This is a genomic window from Streptomyces fragilis, from assembly GCF_003112515.1.
Lineage (GTDB): Bacteria > Actinomycetota > Actinomycetes > Streptomycetales > Streptomycetaceae > Streptomyces > Streptomyces fragilis.
In genome coordinates this window covers 209,634-225,257 of record NZ_BEVZ01000001.1, presented here as the reverse complement: position 1 = coordinate 225,257, position 15,624 = coordinate 209,634, and the positions used below count along the sequence as shown (strand labels likewise).

15 protein-coding genes are annotated in these 15,624 nt (G+C 72.3%); 10 read left to right on the top strand and 5 right to left on the bottom strand.

Annotated features, from left to right (window positions below; translation table 11 throughout):
- The first annotated feature begins 8 nt into the window (after positions 1–8).
- Genes Sfr03f_RS00990 through Sfr03f_RS00980 form a run of 3 tightly spaced genes read left to right on the top strand, consistent with a single transcriptional unit; the run spans position 9 to position 1,377 of the window.
- A complete protein-coding gene (locus Sfr03f_RS00990; RefSeq protein ID WP_108951726.1) occupies positions 9–575 on the top strand; it encodes a hypothetical protein in 567 nt (188 codons plus the stop codon).
- Positions 572–967, top strand: coding sequence for a transcriptional regulator (locus Sfr03f_RS00985; RefSeq protein ID WP_218028118.1), 396 nt, complete (start codon positions 572–574; stop codon positions 965–967). The genes Sfr03f_RS00990 and Sfr03f_RS00985 overlap by 4 nt, the downstream gene beginning before the upstream one ends.
- Positions 964–1,377 carry a hypothetical protein gene (locus Sfr03f_RS00980; protein ID WP_108951725.1) on the top strand — a complete coding sequence of 138 codons (414 nt, stop codon included), beginning with the start codon at positions 964–966 and terminating at the stop codon, positions 1,375–1,377. Before Sfr03f_RS00985 ends, Sfr03f_RS00980 begins: the two co-directional genes overlap by 4 nt.
- Before the next feature lie 109 nt (positions 1,378–1,486).
- On the opposite strand, the gene Sfr03f_RS00975 is transcribed toward Sfr03f_RS00980, so the two are convergent.
- The 5 genes from Sfr03f_RS00975 to Sfr03f_RS00955 form a co-directional block, all read right to left on the bottom strand.
- Positions 1,487–1,867 (bottom strand): hypothetical protein, encoded by a 381-nt coding sequence (locus tag Sfr03f_RS00975; RefSeq protein ID WP_108951724.1) that lies wholly within the window; start codon positions 1,865–1,867, stop codon positions 1,487–1,489.
- Positions 1,868–2,104: 237 nt separating this feature from the next.
- Positions 2,105–2,950: a DUF1206 domain-containing protein gene (locus Sfr03f_RS00970; RefSeq protein ID WP_372514338.1), complete on the bottom strand. Its 846-nt coding sequence runs from the start codon at positions 2,948–2,950 to the stop codon at positions 2,105–2,107.
- Between the two features lie 109 nt (positions 2,951–3,059).
- Positions 3,060–3,470, bottom strand: coding sequence for a hypothetical protein (locus tag Sfr03f_RS00965; protein ID WP_245967325.1), 411 nt, complete (start codon positions 3,468–3,470; stop codon positions 3,060–3,062).
- 312 nt (positions 3,471–3,782) lie between these two features.
- Complete coding sequence (locus Sfr03f_RS00960) at positions 3,783–4,148, bottom strand: nuclear transport factor 2 family protein (RefSeq protein ID WP_108951932.1); 366 nt, start codon at positions 4,146–4,148, stop codon at positions 3,783–3,785.
- Positions 4,149–4,304: 156 nt separating this feature from the next.
- Positions 4,305–4,661, bottom strand: a complete 357-nt coding sequence (locus Sfr03f_RS00955; protein ID WP_108951721.1) for a cupin domain-containing protein — start codon at positions 4,659–4,661, stop codon at positions 4,305–4,307.
- 426 nt (positions 4,662–5,087) lie between these two features.
- Here Sfr03f_RS00955 and Sfr03f_RS00950 point away from each other — a divergent pair, with 426 nt between their 5' ends.
- The 7 genes from Sfr03f_RS00950 to Sfr03f_RS00920 all read left to right on the top strand — a co-directional run bounded on the left by Sfr03f_RS00950 (position 5,088) and on the right by Sfr03f_RS00920 (position 15,607).
- Complete coding sequence (locus tag Sfr03f_RS00950; protein WP_245967324.1) at positions 5,088–5,621, top strand: hypothetical protein; 534 nt, start codon at positions 5,088–5,090, stop codon at positions 5,619–5,621.
- On the top strand, positions 5,599–6,561 hold the full coding sequence (locus tag Sfr03f_RS00945) for a hypothetical protein (RefSeq protein ID WP_108951720.1): 963 nt from the start codon (positions 5,599–5,601) through the stop codon (positions 6,559–6,561). Before Sfr03f_RS00950 ends, Sfr03f_RS00945 begins: the two co-directional genes overlap by 23 nt.
- Positions 6,562–6,592: 31 nt before the next feature.
- Positions 6,593–8,095: a peptidoglycan-binding protein gene (locus tag Sfr03f_RS00940; protein ID WP_108951719.1), complete on the top strand. Its 1,503-nt coding sequence runs from the start codon at positions 6,593–6,595 to the stop codon at positions 8,093–8,095.
- Positions 8,092–8,781: an ABC transporter ATP-binding protein gene (locus tag Sfr03f_RS00935; protein WP_108951718.1), complete on the top strand. Its 690-nt coding sequence runs from the start codon at positions 8,092–8,094 to the stop codon at positions 8,779–8,781. Before Sfr03f_RS00940 ends, Sfr03f_RS00935 begins: the two co-directional genes overlap by 4 nt.
- 68 nt (positions 8,782–8,849) lie before the next feature.
- Positions 8,850–10,058: an ABC transporter permease gene (locus Sfr03f_RS00930; RefSeq protein ID WP_108951930.1), complete on the top strand. Its 1,209-nt coding sequence runs from the start codon at positions 8,850–8,852 to the stop codon at positions 10,056–10,058.
- A 62-nt stretch (positions 10,059–10,120) separates the two neighbouring features.
- Positions 10,121–11,104: a hypothetical protein gene (locus Sfr03f_RS00925; RefSeq protein ID WP_245967323.1), complete on the top strand. Its 984-nt coding sequence runs from the start codon at positions 10,121–10,123 to the stop codon at positions 11,102–11,104.
- A 90-nt stretch (positions 11,105–11,194) separates the two neighbouring features.
- Complete coding sequence (locus Sfr03f_RS00920) at positions 11,195–15,607, top strand: carbohydrate-binding protein (RefSeq protein ID WP_108951929.1); 4,413 nt, start codon at positions 11,195–11,197, stop codon at positions 15,605–15,607.
- Positions 15,608–15,624: the final 17 nt, after the last annotated feature.

Genomic DNA, 15,624 nt, shown 5'->3' with positions numbered 1-15,624 from the left:
GTGGGCGCATGTCGGGTACGGACCAGCCGGCCGGTCCGGCGACGGGCCGGGGGGCGACGCCGGGCACGGGACCGGCCGCGGCGGTCCTCGTCACTCCCGCCGAGGCCCGGGCCGCGCTGCTCGCCGCCGACCGGGCCTTCCTCACCGCGGCCGTCGCGCCCCCGCCGCCACGCCGGTGGATCCCGTCGACGGCCCTCACCCTGGGCGCCGCCGCGACCCTGGCCACGGCTCCCCCGCTGCACACCGCGGACAGCCGCCCCCTCCGCCTCGGCCTCCAACTCCTGGTCTGCGCGCTGGTGTTCGCCTTCCTCGCCCTGTACGCCACGCGCGTCGTGGGCAGGCGGGTCCACCCCCGGCCGCCCGCCTGCACCACCGGGCAGCGGGTGCTCCGCGACGGCGCGCAGGCGGCCGCCGTGATCCTGGGCGGCCTCTCCTTCGTCCCGCTCGGCCGGACCGGCGGGGCCCTCGTCCTGGGCGTCCTGTGCGCCGCCGCGACCTGGTGGCGGGAGACCTCCGTGGCCGCCGGTCACGCCCGGCTCGCGTCCCGTCTGGCGGAGCTGGAGGCGCACCGGTGAAGCGGCGCGACGCACACGTCCCCGCCCTCGACGCCCTCCTGGCGGACCCGGTCCACCTGACGGCGCTCGCCTTCCTCGCCGGCTGCCACACGGCGGAGCGGGGGGCGGTCCGCGACCACCTCGCGGTGTCCGCCGAGGCGGCCGACGCCGCCCTGGCCGCCCTCCGCGACGCCGGTCACCTCACCGCCCGCCGCTCCGGCGCCCGCACCTGGCTCAGCCTCACCACCACCGGCCGCACCGCCCTCACCGGCCACCTCGCCGCCCTGAGGGCGATCGCCGGCGCCTCCTGGCCCGCCCGGTCCGCCCCGGCCACGGCGTCGGGGTACTCACTCCCGACTGAGTACGCGCACTCTGCGGACGGACGGGGGCGGACGTCCACGATGGGCCCATGACCGAGCGAACGATCACGTCCTCCGCCCTCCGCCACGTCCTCGTGGCACTCCTCCTCGCCGTCGTGGCGGCAGCCCTCTGGGCCGCCTGGCTCGGCTGGGACCAGCACTACGACGTCCACCCGGACGGCTCCACCACCGGCCCGTACCAGGCCTGGCAGGTGATCGGCCTGGTCCTCACCCTCCTCCCGCCCGTGCTGTGGGCCGCCTACCGCCGCTGGTTCACGGGCGCAGTGCTCGGGACGACGACCGGCCTCGCCGCGGCCGCCTGGTACGACTGGTCGGACGACGCCAGCGGCCTCTTCGCCGTCGGCGTCGCCATGATCACCATCGGCTCCCTGGCCGGCACCGCGCTCCTCTGCGCCGTCACGGCAGCCGTGAGCGGCAGGAAGTCCCCCGGCCGCGGCGCGTGAGCGGGCTGCGACGGGCGGTGCCCCGGCCGCGGGGCGTGAAGGGCTGCGTCGGGGGTGCCACGGACAGGCGCCGGGGGCCGTTGGCTGCCGGGCGGGTGCCGCGGCGAGGTCAGGGGACGGGGCCGGAGCCGGGGCGGCGGGAGCGGGGCGGCCGGCGGGACGGGCGGCGCGCGGCGAGGGTCGCGTAGGCCGGGGCCGCCTTCGCCGCCCGGCGGGCCAGCGCGCCGGCCCGTCCCGCCCGCTCACGGCACCACACCGTGGTCGCCCGGTAGGTGGCCGCGGCCTGACCCGGCGGGCTGTGGTGGGGGAGGAGCCGCTGCGGGTCCACCGCGACCGCGCGGGCCGCGACCTGCTCCCACACCCGCGCCGCGGTCTGCACCGGCACCGGCCCGAACCGCGTCATCAGGACGGCGCCCACGCCGATGCCGATGCCGAGGCCCACGTAACGCCGCACGGGACGGCCCTGCCGCCGGCCGATGTTCTTCGCCATGCCCGCACGCTACGGCCGCCGCGAGGGCCCGGGCATGAGCGTTCGTACTCACGGGCCCGTGGGTAGGGCGGGCCGCTGCGGTTCCACCCACCGGGACCCGGTCGCCGCCCCCGTGCGCCGCGTCTCCGGCGGCCGCGGGCCCACCGCGCTGATGCGGCAGGCCCGGCCGGCGCATGAGAACGCCGCCCCGGTCGGCGGCGGGGCGGCGGACGCAGCGGTGCGCGACGGACGGTGCCGTCAGGTCTTGCGGTAGCGGGCGCTGGCGAACGAGAAGCCGGCGAAGGCCACCAGCCCCACGGCGATCGCGACCAGCAGCCACGGACCGGCCGAGGTCTGGGTGAAGGCGCGCAGGGTGTCGTCCATGCCCTTCGCCTTGTCGGGGTCGAACCGGACGGCCGCGACCAGCGCGAACACGCCGATCGTGCCGAAGAGCACGCCGCGCGCCACGCCGCCGCTGACGCCGAGCACGTCGACGGTCCGGCGGACACGGTGGCTCATCTCCGCCGTCTTGAGGTGCTTGCGGAACTTCCGCCGCACCGCCCGGACGAGGATCCAGCCGCCCGCGACGATCACCCCGATCGCCACGGCGCCCACCAGCCAGCGGCCCGCCGGCATCTCCAGCGCCTTCGCGGTGAAGTCCTTGGACTGCCGGTCGGAGGAGTTCCCGCCCCCGGCGCTGCCGTGATGCGCGGCGAAGGCCAGCACCGAGTAGGCCACGAAGCCGTAGAAGACGGCGCGGCAGGCGGAGAACAGACGCTTGTGCGCCTTGTGCCCGTCCGGCCCGGACGCGCCGAAGGCCGCCTCGGACAGCCGCCACAGCGCCATCCCGGCCGTGGCGATGCCCAGCGTCCACAGCAGCACCGAGCCCAACGGCTTGTCGGCGATCTCGGCCAGCGCGCCGGAACGGTCCGCCTGCTTGCCGCCGTCCTCGTTGAACGCCACGCGCAGCGCGATGAGCCCGATGAGCAGGTAGAGCACGCCGCGTGCCGCGAAACCGGCCCGGGCCGCACGGTCCATCGCGGTGCTGTTGGCGGCGCGCCGAGCGGTGCTCCGGGCGCGCCACGTCGTCGATATACCCGTCATGCCGCCCGCTTGCCCGCTGCTTCCCCCAGGAAACGGAGCGGCACGCCCGCCGGGAACGCCGACCGCCCGGAATCAGCCGCTCCGGCGAGCGGTGCGGCCGGCGCCCGGGTCAGTGCGGCAGACGGCAGGCGTCGTACCGCAGGTGCAGGCGGCGCAGGTCCTGCAGCGGGCCGGCCGGGAAGGGGTGCAGCACCCACCGCGCGCGGTAGCCGGCCTCACCGTGCTCGGCGAGCACGCCCTGCGCCGCGGCCAGCACGGCGTGCGCGAACACCCCCCGCGGATGGGCCGACCGCCACAGCACCGTGCCCTCGGCGTCCGGGAGCGCCGGACTGACGCCCACGTCGGGGAACTGGTAGACGGTGACGTCCACCTCGTCCGCGGCGCCCTCCTCGCCCGCCCGGACCACCCAGCGCAGTTCCTGCGGTTCGGCGTCGAAGAAGAACCGTGCCGTGCGCCGCTCCCCGTACAGCAGCCCGGCCGCGGAGACGAGGTCCGCCAGCGCGTCCGTGCAGTAACTCACCGTGAGCGAAGTACGCCGCGATCCCTCGGCCAGATGACACCTGGCCCAACCATGCTTCCGTAGTTCCCACGTGAGCTGGAAGGCGCCCGTTGACGCCTGATCGACCGGCACGAGGAGCAGGTTAGTGGCCCTGGTCCGGCACAGCCAGGGGCGCGTCACGACGGGATGCCGGCCAGCCGTTCCGGCCGCCCGCATCCGCTCGCTAACGGCCACGCCCGACCACGGTGCGTGTCCTCCCCCGCGCAGCAGGCCGCGCGCAATCGGGGGGACCGGCGGCCCCGGTCCCCGCCGTGACCGCGCTGTCGTCCGTCGTCATTCGTCCCAGGCCTCGATCATCACCTGCTCGGAGATCCTGCCGTCCCGCAGCGTGACCATCGACTCCGACAGGACGCGCGGTCCGTCCGGATACCGGCAGGATTCGCTGAAGGCGGCTTGATCGCCCTGCACCACGCAGCGCTCCAGCTTGTGCGTCATGTCCCGGCTGTAGACGTCGGCGAGCATCTCGCCGATCGCGGCCCGGCCGGACACGACCCGGGGGCGGCTGGGGGTGGCGTCACGGTTGACGACCCGGATCTCGGCGTCGTCCTGGTAGAGAGACAGCAGCGTCTCGGGAGTGTGGCCTTCCAGACCCCGGCGCAGTGTGTCGGTGTCGAAGGCGGGGCGTGTTCCGGTAGCCATGACGACCTCCTTCGTCACCTTCGAGCCTGCTCCGCGCCGGTCACCCGGGCAAGCGTGAACGAGCCGGTCCTGGGCGCGAGGCCGGAGGAGGGCGCCGCGTACGCGGAGCGCCGCGGGCACCGGTGGCCCGGTGCCCGCGGACGGCGCCCGGGGCGCCTAGGACTTCGCGTAGCTGTTCGCCATCTGGCCCGCGAAGTCGTACACCGTGCAGGGTTCGTCGCCGACGGTCCACGCGTCGTGGCCGGGGGAGCACACGAACACCTCCCCGGGGCCGACCTCCGTCTCGGTGCCGTCGTCCATGCGGATGTGCATCCGTCCCTGTGCCACCAGCCCGTTGTGGTGGACCTGGCAGCTGTCGGTCCCGGCTATCGGCGCGAGGTCCTGCGACCAGCGCCAGCCGGGCTCGAAGGTGGCCACCGCGCAGTCCAGCTCGGAAAGGTGGACCGCTTCGAGGTGACCGTGCGGGAAGTCCCGGTGCTCGTCCGGCTTACTGGGGGTCTTGACCTCCAACATGACGATGCCTCCTTGTGCCTCTGGTGTCCTGGTGAGCCACACCTCCATCGTGTGCACCTCGCGGCGGCCGGTGCAACGTCCGGCCGCGGCGACCGGCACGCCTCCTATGTCCGTCGCGTCCGTCGAGTGCCGAGAAGTAGCCTTCAACAAGAAAACACCGAACAAAAGCGGAATTGCAGGGAAAACCCTGGGATGAACCCTCGGTGTTCCGCAAGTTTCTTGTGAGATCTCCGCGTGATCGAACGGTGACTATTCGGTGACGGACAGAAATGCCGATTGTCCGCTTCGTGCTCCGGCCCCCTGCTTGAATGATCAAGGCTTCCGGGGGGCCCGATTGCGCGGGGTATTCATATTCACAGCCGGTCTCATTCTGCGTATTGACGTGTTCCGTTCCCGGGAGAATTCTCTTTTCCTGAAGGGGCTGGAATGAAGACTCTTGGCAGGTACGCCGGTGCCTCCCTCGCCACCGCCGTGGGCGCCGCTCTCGCCGTGCTCGGCCCGGTGCAGACGGCCAGCGCCGTCACCACGTACAAGGTGAACAACAACTGCGACTACCGCAGTTGTGCGATCGGGTACAGCGGACGGCTGTTCCTCTACTACAACTCCAAGGAGAACGACGGCTACTACTCCGGGCTGGCCCACTTCTACGGGAACGTCTACGACTACGCCGGTGAGACGGTCTCCCCCAACGGGGCGATCGCCGTCCGCTACGACTTCGTCTTCGGCAAGAACAACGTCGGCAACACCGCGTCCGGTACCGGTGTCGCCGTGAAGAACAACGCCGCGATGGTCGAGAACTGCGCGCCGTACGACGGCTACCGCGTCTACTACAACTCGGGCTACCAGGGGTCTTCGCAGTACTTCGACCACACCTACGGCAGCGTCAACTGCGCGGGCGGCAAGTCCGTGAACCTCAACTCCACCCTCAAGAACAACAATGCGTCGCAGCACTTCGCGTGACCGGCGCCTCGCGCTGATCGCCATGACCGTGCTGGCCGGCACGGTCATGGCGGGGTGCGGCCCCGAGGAGGGGACGGCGGACGACGCGGCGTCGTCGGCGGCACGGAGCCTGGAGAACGTCGACCGGTCGAAGTGGCCCGAGGCCACTCCCGAGCGCGGTCTCGCGAAGGGGCTCACCCTGCCGCTGGAGCGGTACATGCAGACCTACGAGCAGCGCGTGGTCCTCGACCAGGCGGTGCGGGACCTGCAGACCGAGTGCATGGCGGGGTTCGGGTTCGACTTCCGCCCGCCTCCGGCCGGCGCCACTCCGCCGCCCAACGCCAACGACGCCAACATGGAACGCCGCTACGGCATCACCGACCGCGTCGTCGCCGAGCGGTACGGATACGGAATTCCCGAGAACGGGCCGCAGACCGGTTCGTCCTCCCCGGAACTCACCGAGGCCGCCGGAATGGTTCTCAGTGGAAGCGTACGCACCGGCAAGAAGGAATCTCCCGCACCCCGGTCGTTCCAGGGGAAGGACATTCCCGAGGGCGGCTGCACCGGGTGGGCGAAACGGAAGGTCGGGGTCGAAGGGCTCGATTTCTCGCTGGTGAGCAGACTCAATTACGAGAGCCTCGCCCAGTCGCAGGAATCGCCACAGGTGCAGCGTGCGATCGGCGCCTGGTCCCGTTGCATGAAAGGCAAGGGGTACGAGGTCGCCATTCCCTTCGAGGCCATCGACCTGACCAACGACACCGGCATCGACAGCGACAAGGCGGTCACCATCGCGGTCGCCGACATCGACTGCAAGAAGTCGGTCGATCTGGTGCCGGTCTGGTTCCGCGTCGACTCCGGCATCCAGCGCGACCAGATCGAGAAGCACCAGCTGGCTCTCGAGGAGAGCAGGAAGAAGAACGAAGTCGCCATCAAGGCCGCGGAGAAGATGCTGCGGGGCTGAGACGCCCCGCGTCACCCGGAAAGGAACGGCCATGTCCGATGGCTCCACCTCTGCCGGCGAGCACCACGAGGGTGGCTCGGGGCTGACCCGCCGGCGTCGCTGGGCGGCGGGAATCGCGACCGGTGCGGTCCTGGTGTCCGGCGTGGGCCTGGCCGCGGGGCAGATGATCAAGTCACCCGCGCAGGCCGCCGCCGACTCCCTGCCGCCACCGCCGTCGGTGCTCACCGCGCCCGTGGAGCGACGGGTGCTCGAGGACTCCGTCACGGTCCGCGGCACGGTCACCGCGGCGCAGACGGTGGACGTCGCCCCGACGTCCGGCGCGCCCGAGGGCGGGGCGCCGGTGGTGACGAAGCTGCCGGTCGGCGCGGGCCAGCGGCTCCGGGCCGGGCAGCTGCTGGTGGAGGTGTCCGGGCGGCCGGTGTTCGCGCTGCGGGGCGACCTGCCGATGTTCCGGGACCTGAAGCCGGGAGCCGAGGGCGACGACGTGGCTCAGCTGCAGCGGGCGCTGGGCGACGTCGGGTACAGCACGGCCGGGGACCGGGAGGGCCGCTTCGGCGAACGGACGAAGGCGGCGCTGACCGCGTTCTACTCGGGCATCGGCTACGCGCCCCTGCCCGCGCAGCCGGACGGCGAGCAGAGCGTGGAAAGCGCCGAGGCCGCCGTCACCCGGGCCAGGCGGGCCGTCGAGGACGCGGAGAGCGGCCTGTCGGCGGCCCGACGGCCCTCCACGGACGGCACCGCGGCCGGTGACGACGACGGAACGCCGGACGGTGACGACGGCACGGCGACGGGGGCACCGGACACGTCCGCGCTCGGGCGGCAGGCCCAGCGTGCGCGGGAGGACCTGGCCACGGCGCGCGAGGAGCTGACCCGGGTGCGGGCGGCCGCGGGCCCGACGCTGCCCGCGTCGGAGGTGGTCTTCCTGTCGCGGTTCCCGGCCCGGGTGGACGAGGTCCACTCCCGGGTCGGCGGCCGTGTCGAAGGAAACGTCATGTCGCTGTCGGCGGGGGCGCTGGTCGTCGACGGCCTGCTCCAGCAGCACGAGAAGGGCCTCGTGCGCCCGGGGCAGAAGGTGGAGATCCTCTCCGAGGTGACGGGGCGGAGCGCGTCGGGGAAGGTCACCGGCGTGGCCGACACCCCCGGACGCGCACAGGAGGCCGGCGCGCCGGACGCCGACGGCGGGAACGGGGCCAAGACCGACGGCGCCTCGGGCTACCTGATGGTGGTGAAGCCGGACAAGGCGCTCCCGGCCGACCTGGCCGGACAGGACGTGCGGCTGACCGTGAGGGCCGCGTCCACCAACGGCGAGGCGCTGGTCGTCCCGCTGTCGGCGATCTCGGCCGGGGCCGACGGGAGGACCACGGTGACCGTGGTGCAGGACGACGTGCGGCACCGCGTCCCGGTGGTCACCGGGACGACCGGCGACGGCTACGTCGAGGTGCGCCCCCTGCGGCAGGGCGCCCTGTCCGAGGGCGAGCGGGTGCTGGTCGGCGTGCGCGCGGGCCCGCGGGCCGGTGCGGGAGCGGACCTGTGACGGCCCCCGTCATCGAGCTCCGGCAGGCCGGGCTGACCTACCCCGGGCCGCCGCCGGTCCAGGCGCTCGCGCCCTGCGACCTGCGGGTCGAGCGGGGCGAGTTCGTGGCCGTGGTCGGCCCCTCCGGGGCCGGCAAATCGACCTTCCTGAACATCGTGGGCCTGCTCGACGCCCCGACCTGCGGCAGCTACCTGCTCGACGGGGTCGACACCGGCGCGCTCAAGGACGCCGACCGCACCACGCTGCGCGGCCGGCGCATCGGGTTCGTCTTCCAGTCGTTCCACCTGCTGCCGCACCGCAGCGCCGTCGAGAACGTGACCCTGGCCCTGATCCACAACGGGACACCGCGCAAGGACCGGGCCGCCCGGGCCCGTCACGCCCTGGAGCAGGTGGGGCTCGGGCACCGGATCGACGCCCTTCCCACCGCCCTGTCCGGCGGCGAGCGCCAGCGCGTGGCCATCGCACGGGCGCTGGTGGGGGAGCCGTCCCTGCTGCTGTGCGACGAGCCCACCGGCAACCTGGACTCCGCCACCGCCCACTCCGTCCTGGAGCTCCTGGAGGCGGTGCACGCCAAGGGGATGACGGTCCTCGTCATCACCCACGACCCCACCGTCGCCGCCCGCGGCCGGCGCACGCTGACCATCCAGGACGGCGCCCTCACCGAAGCCGGGCGGAGGTCACGGTGACACGACGTCTCCGCCCGCGCCTGCCGGTGCGCCGTCCCGCGCGGCGCCGGGCGGCAGCGACCGACCGGATGCCGCGGAACCGCCTGTCGGTGCGCGACCTGCTCGCCGAGGCCCTGGCCGGGGTGCTCCAGCGGCCCGGCCGCTCCGTGCTCACCTCGCTGGGCACCGTGCTCGGCGTGGGCGCCTTCGTGGCCGTGCTGGGGCTGACCGCCACCGCCTCCTCGCAGATCGACGACCGCTTCAACGCGCTGACCGCGACCGAGGTGACCGTCGAGGACGTCTCCCACGAGCAGGGCTCGGACGCCGCCGTGGGCTTCCCCGCCGACGCCGACCGGCGCGTCGAGCGGCTCAACGGCGTCCGCCACGCCGGCGCCTACTGGCCCGTCGACCTGGACCCCGGCCAGCAGGTGCACTCCGCGCCCGTGGGCGCCGCCCGCGGCGGAAGCCGGATCCAGGTCGTGGCAGCCGGCTCGGGCGTGCTGCGGGCCGCACGGCCCACCCTCGCGGAGGGACGCGTCTACGACACCTGGCACGACCGCACCGGGCAGCGGGTCGCCGTGATCGGCGCCGGCGTCGCCACCCGCCTCGGCATCACCACCCTGGAGACCCAGCCCGCCGTCTTCATCGGCGACGAGGCGTTCACCGTCGTCGGCATCGTCGAGGACGTCGAGCGCCGCGCCGACCTGCTGCTGTCCGTCGTCGTCCCCCGCTCCACCGCGGAGGAGGTCTGGGGCGCGCCCAGGGGGACGGCGAAGATGCTCGTCGCCACCGACCTGGGGGCGGCGGCGCAGGTCGCCGCCGAAGCACCGCTCGCCCTGGATCCCGCGCACCCCGAATGGTTCAGGGCCGTCCCGCCGCCGGACCCCAGGGCGCTGCGCACCGAGGTCGGCGGCGACCTGGACCAGCTGTTCCTCCTGCTGGCGGCGATCTGCCTGTTCATCGGGACCGTCGGCATCGCCAACACCACCCTGGTCGCCGTTCTGGAACGCACCGGCGAGATCGGCCTGCGCCGTGCGCTGGGCGCCCGCGGACGGCACATCACCGCCCAGTTCCTCACCGAATCCGGGGCCCTCGGCGCGCTCGGGGGCCTCGTGGGGACCTCCCTGGGCATCCTCACCGTCGTCGGCGTCGCCCTGGCCCGTGACTGGACTCCCGTCATCCACCCCGAGGTCGCGGCCTCTGCCCCCGTCATCGGCCTGGCCACCGGACTGGCCGCCGGCCTCTACCCCGCCTGGCGCGCCAGCCGCATCCAGCCCGTCGAGGCCCTGCGCCGATGACACCCGCGGGCCGGCCGGACGACGACCTCCTCCCCTCGGCACCTTCGTAGACAAGGAAACCCGTGCAGGTCCTCAGACACACGACCACCGTCGCAACTGTCATGCTCGCGGCAATTGTGCTCGGCGCATGCTCGTCGTCCGGACCGGCCCCCGGCCCGGCGCAGCACGACGCCCCGGTCGACCGCAGCCACTGGCCCGCGGAGACCCCCGCCTCCGGACTGGTCAAGGGCATGGAACTGCCGCTCGAGGCCTACCTGCCCTCGTACGCGGACCAGGTCACCGTCGACACCGCGCTGCGCACCCTCCAGACCCGGTGCATGGCCGAGTACGGGCTCACCGTCGACCTGCCGCGCCCCGGCGCCAACCCGCCGCCGTACAGCAACGCCCTCGGCATCGAGCGCCGCTACGGCATCACCGACCGCGCCCAGGCCGAGAAGTACGGCTACGGGGTGCCGAAGGAGCAGACGCACAGCCTCGACTCCGTCGAGGAAGGGCTCTCGGGCATCGAGGTGGAGGTGCTCACCGGACACACGAAGCCCGACCTGAGCCCGCCGAAGGGCGCCGAGGGCGACGGCGCGTACATCAGCGGCTCGAACACCGGGCCCGCCCGCGCCGAGTACCGCGGCAGGAAGCTGCGTGAGGGCGGCTGCGAGGGAGCGTCGAAGCGCCGGCTCGGGATGAACGAGGAGGACGCGGGCCAGGTCCAACTGCTCGCCGCGACGAGCCACTCCGAGTCCCGGTCGGACAAGCCGGTCGAGAAGGCCCTCAAGGACTGGTCGGCCTGCATGAAGAAGCGGGGACGGTCCGCCGCCGACCCGTACCGGGCCATGGACCAGGCCTACGCCAAGGGCGACGGCACCACCCAGGACGCGATCGAGCTCGCGCTGGACGACATCGACTGCAAGGAGCGGACCCGCCTGGTCGAGGTGTGGTTCGCGCAGGAGTCGAAGGTCCAGAAGCGGCTGATCGAGGAGAACAAGGGCCGGCTCACCGCCGTCAAGAAGCGCATGAGCGAGGTCCTTGCAGCCGCCAAGGCTGTCAGGTAACCGGAAGAAGAAGGAACGACGTTGAGACGCAGACTGACCCGCCTGCGCGTGCCGGTCACCCTCGCGGTGGCCACCGTGCTGGCTATACCCATGAGCCTGCCCGCGCAGGCCGGCGAACCCGAGCCGCCCAAGGGCGCGGCACAGGGCTGGAGCGACACCGGACAGGAGCGGAAGAAGCTCTCCCTCGAGCCCTCCGCGATCCCCGCCGAGGACCGCCCCGGCCTGCTCGGCGGGGACTACGAGGACTCCGCCGACACCGCCGTCACCGCCACCGGCGACGGCACCGGCTTCCACCTCCTTGCCGGCAAGGAGAAGGACGGCTACCAACTGCGCACCGTGGCCAGCCTGTTCGAGGACGGTTTCGCCTCGGACACCTGGATCGGCAACCACTGCGTCACCGAGTCCGGGAAGTACGCGGCCGTCTCCTACGCGCCGCGCATGTTCACCAACAAGCCCGAACTGATGGTCCGCGGCGCGTTCACCGCTGTGGTCGACCTCCGGTCGGGCGAGGTCACCAAGCTGCCCTTCCAGTCGTCGCTCGCCTACTTCTCGCCCGGCTGCGGCCAGGGCGACAGGGCGGTGTTCACCCAGCTCACCCACGACGGCGACAAGAAGCAGCAGACCCGCCTGATCACCGTCGACGCGGCCACCGGCGAGAAGTCCCAGCCGGTCACGCTGCCCGGTCAGGTCACCTCCGCCGTCCCCACGGACGCCGGCGTCGTCGCCGCGCACGGCAACAGGCTGGTCCGCATCGACGGCACGAGCGAGAAGACCCTGGCGGCCACCACGACGGTGCCCTTCCAGATCACCGCCGACGCCGACGGAGGCGTCACCTTCATCGACCGCGAGCTGGACAAGAAGGCGTCCGCGACGCCGACCAGCTGGGCCAAGCACCTCGACCGCGCCACGATCCGCAAGGGCCGGACCGCCGCGCCCGTCACCGTCGCCTCCGGCGAGCTCGAGGCCTGGGACCTGACCCGCTCGGCACGCGGCGAGGTGTTCGTCACCGGTGAGGCGACGTCCGGGAAGCTGCCCGCGCGGGTGCACAACCCCGGCGAGCTCCCCAAGGGCGCGGCGATCTCCAGCCACGCCCGGACGGCCCTGACCACCACCTGGTCCGACGGGAAGACCACCCTGGTCAACCCGGAGGACGCCGCCAAGCCCCGGCCCGCGCGCACCGTCCTGCGCGTGCTGGAGTCCGGCAGGTCCGTGACCCTCGACCTGCGTCCCGGCGCCCACCGCGTGGGCGACGCGGCCCAGGGGCGCGCCCTGTCCCCCGCCCTGCCCACCGGCGGCCCGGTCGAGTCCGGCCCTGACACCGGCGAGCGGGGCGGAGACGGTCCGTCCCCGCAGACCGTCGGCACCCGGGCCCTCACCGCGCAGGCCGACAACCCGAGCGAGGGCGCCGGGGAACGCTACTGCGCGGTCGCCCGCAACGACGCGCAGAAGCAGGCGTTCCAGCCCACCCCGCGCCAGGTCGAGTGGGCCGTGGACCAGGCCGTGGTCGGCGAGCTGGACTTCTACCGCGAGGGCAACTGGAAGAACACCGGAACCGGCGGCTACCAGCCCCAGGGCCTCTTCCCGCCGACCGTGCTCGCCGGTGACCCGAACGGCACCCTCGACAACGAGGACCCCGACGTCACGGACAAGTGGCACATCCCCGCGCAGGTGATGCTGGGCATCACCGCGCAGGAGTCCAACATGTGGCAGGCCACCCGCTTCGCCGTGCCCGGTGTCACCGCCAACTCCCTGGTCGGCAACTACTACGGCGTGGACTACGCCGCCGACGGCGAGCAGCTCGACCCCTGGCAGATCAACTGGGCCGACGCCGACTGCGGCTACGGCATCACCCAGGCCACCGACGGCATGCGTCTCGCGGGGAAGACCAAGCCGGGCGAGACCGCGCTGTCCCCGCTCGCGCAGGAGGCCGTCGCCCTGGACTACACGGCGAACATCGCCGCCGGCGTGCGGATCCTGTCCGAGAAGTGGAACCAGACCTACAACGCCGGGATGAAGATCAACGGCGGCCACCCGAAGTGGATCGAGAACTGGTTCTTCGCCCTGTGGGCGTACAACTCCGGCTTCTACGACAGCACCGACTCCGCGGGCCACTGGGGCGTCGGCTGGACCAACAACCCGGCCAACCCGCTGTGGAAGGCCAACCGGGTGCCGTTCCTGCAGAGCGCGTCCAACATCGCCGGGGACGACTACAGCCACGCCGCGCACCCGCAGGACTGGCCGTACGAGGAGAAGGTGATCGGCTGGGCGGCCCGCCCGATCTCCGCCATGTTCGCCCCCGGCGACTTCCAGGCCGGGTACCGGGCCGCGTGGTGGACCACCAACCAGGACCGTGCCGACGCCAAGCCGCCGACCGACCTGTTCTGCGACGCGTCGAACTACTGCGACCCGTCGAAGATCGGTGACAACGACTCCAACGACCCGGGCCTCGGCGCCTGCACCGCGGACGCGGGCGACAGCGACTCCAACCCGCACTGGCTGCACTGCTGGTGGCACGACGAGGTGACCAAGGCGGACTGGAAGGACTGCGAGAAGCTCGCCGAGTGCGGAAACGGCGTGCACCGCTTCGGCACGTCCTACGGGGAGCAGGCCGACGCCGGCTCCTACCCCCCGAACTGCTCCACCGGCGCCCTTCCCACCAACGCCCTGGTGGTCGACGACCTGCCCGACGGCACCACACCCGCCGGCGTCGACAGCAGGCGCGGATGCGGGGCGGTGAAGTCCAGCGGCACGTTCTCGTTCACGTACGTCCCGTGGGACACCACCATGGACCTCACCGACGACGGGACGGACAACCCGACCACGGTCACCACGTACCCGGGGAAGATCGACACCCACCAGATAGGCGCCGGCTACGGCAACCACTTCTGGTTCACGCACACCCGCTCCCCGGAACCCCGCGCGGACCAGGCGGACCGGCTGAAGGTCACCGGCACCTGGAAGCTCAGGGCCCCGCTGACCAACACCTCCCGCCAGGCGAAGGTCTTCGCGCACATACCCGACCACGGGGCGCAGACCTCCAACGCCGTCTACCGGATACAGACCGCCGACGGCGAGGAGGAGGCGGCCGTCTCCCAGACGGCCAACCAGTCCAACAAGTGGGTCGACCTGGGCGCCTACGACTTCGGCGACCAGATCCCGGAAGTGCGGCTCGACAACTTCAACGGCGGCAACGGTTCGGCCGACATCGCCTTCGACGCCCTGGCCTTCGTGCCCGGCACCTACAACGGCCAGGCGCTGACCGGCAGCATGACCGCCAACCCGACGGCACCGGAACCGGCGCCCGTCGAGCCCCCCGAGGACATCACCGGCTCGCTCTTCGCGGGCGCCGCCAGCAGCACGGCCGGCGGTACCGCGACGGCTCCGATGACCATGGCCGGTGCCACCGTGGCCTGCTCGACCATCTCGGACTCCGCGGTACGCACACGCACCAGCGGCTGCCTCCACGGCGAGGCGACCCTGACGCACCTCAAGGACGAGGTGCCGGACGGGACCGCGACGTTCGACTACTACAGCACCATTTACCTCGACGCGGCGAGTGACGAGTGGTCCGTGGTCACCACGCTCGAGCTGCAGACGATGACCGGTGTGGTGACCACGGCCAACCCGGACTTCCAGTTCAGGTGCCGCGGGTACTGCGACGTCACCAGCGTCGACTGGGACGGATCGAAGACCTTCAACAAGTTCGACTTCCTGGAACGGACCATCACCACGCGGTTCAAGTGGGCACCGGCCGGAGCCACCAAGGGCACGGTCACCCCGTACCTGTACTTCGCCGGGACGGCCAACGGCACCCCGGCGAGGCTCCCCCTCGAGATCGAGAAGTCCAAGCTGGACATCCGCTGCGACAGCGAGATCACCAACGCCGGAACGGGCTGCGTGTTCTCCGGCTACAAGCCGACCTACGTCATGAACTCCGCGAAGTACCCCGGGGCCGCCGCGCACATCGACATGATGTGGCGCAAGACCAAGATCACCTGGGGCAAGCGCAACGGCGGCAAGCCCCTCACCTACCTGGGCGACAAGATGGCGCTCGACGGCTCCGACAAGACCCAGGTGGACCAGAACCGGCAGTTCATCTGCGGCAGGCAGTGGAAGGCCTACAAGGACACCGGTCTGTTCAGCGACATGTGGAGCCTGGACTCGGGGAAGCCGATCACCGACCTGAAGAGCTGCGACGAGTTCGTCTTCGCCAACGCCTTCCAGAGCGCCGGAAATCCCAAGGGCCCCAACCCCGTCGTGTACAGCGGCAAGGAGTGCGTGCAGACCTACCTCAAGCGCAACGCCGACGACACCATGACGCTCCACCTGCGTCCCGATGCCCCGGCGCCGACGTGGAATGAGCCCTGCGGCCGGTCCTCGATGTCGAACTGGCAGAACACCCAGTCGATGCGTCCGTTCGGCACCTTCATCAAGGAACAGCGCCTGATGGAGGACGACGACTACTGGCTCGACCTGGCCGGGTTCACCGCGCCGACCCCATGACCAAGGACTGAGAAGTG

Bases quoted from the DNA above. Each gene is read 5' to 3' on its own strand.
- Sfr03f_RS00970 (WP_372514338.1), bottom strand. From the start codon at position 2,950: ATGACGGGTATATCGACGACGTGGCGCGCCCGGAGCACCGCTCGGCGC.
- Sfr03f_RS00980 (WP_108951725.1), top strand. From the start codon at position 964: ATGACCGAGCGAACGATCACGTCCTCCGCCCTCCGCCACGTCCTCGTG.
- Sfr03f_RS00955 (WP_108951721.1), bottom strand. From the start codon at position 4,661: ATGTTGGAGGTCAAGACCCCCAGTAAGCCGGACGAGCACCGGGACTTC.
- Sfr03f_RS00920 (WP_108951929.1), top strand. From the start codon at position 11,195: ATGAGCCTGCCCGCGCAGGCCGGCGAACCCGAGCCGCCCAAGGGCGCG.
- Sfr03f_RS00950 (WP_245967324.1), top strand. From the start codon at position 5,088: ATGAAGACTCTTGGCAGGTACGCCGGTGCCTCCCTCGCCACCGCCGTG.
- Sfr03f_RS00960 (WP_108951932.1), bottom strand. From the start codon at position 4,148: ATGGCTACCGGAACACGCCCCGCCTTCGACACCGACACACTGCGCCGG.
- Sfr03f_RS00945 (WP_108951720.1), top strand. From the start codon at position 5,599: ATGCGTCGCAGCACTTCGCGTGACCGGCGCCTCGCGCTGATCGCCATG.
- Sfr03f_RS00990 (WP_108951726.1), top strand. From the start codon at position 9: ATGTCGGGTACGGACCAGCCGGCCGGTCCGGCGACGGGCCGGGGGGCG.
- Sfr03f_RS00930 (WP_108951930.1), top strand. From the start codon at position 8,850: ATGCCGCGGAACCGCCTGTCGGTGCGCGACCTGCTCGCCGAGGCCCTG.
- Sfr03f_RS00940 (WP_108951719.1), top strand. From the start codon at position 6,593: ATGTCCGATGGCTCCACCTCTGCCGGCGAGCACCACGAGGGTGGCTCG.
- Sfr03f_RS00975 (WP_108951724.1), bottom strand. From the start codon at position 1,867: ATGGCGAAGAACATCGGCCGGCGGCAGGGCCGTCCCGTGCGGCGTTAC.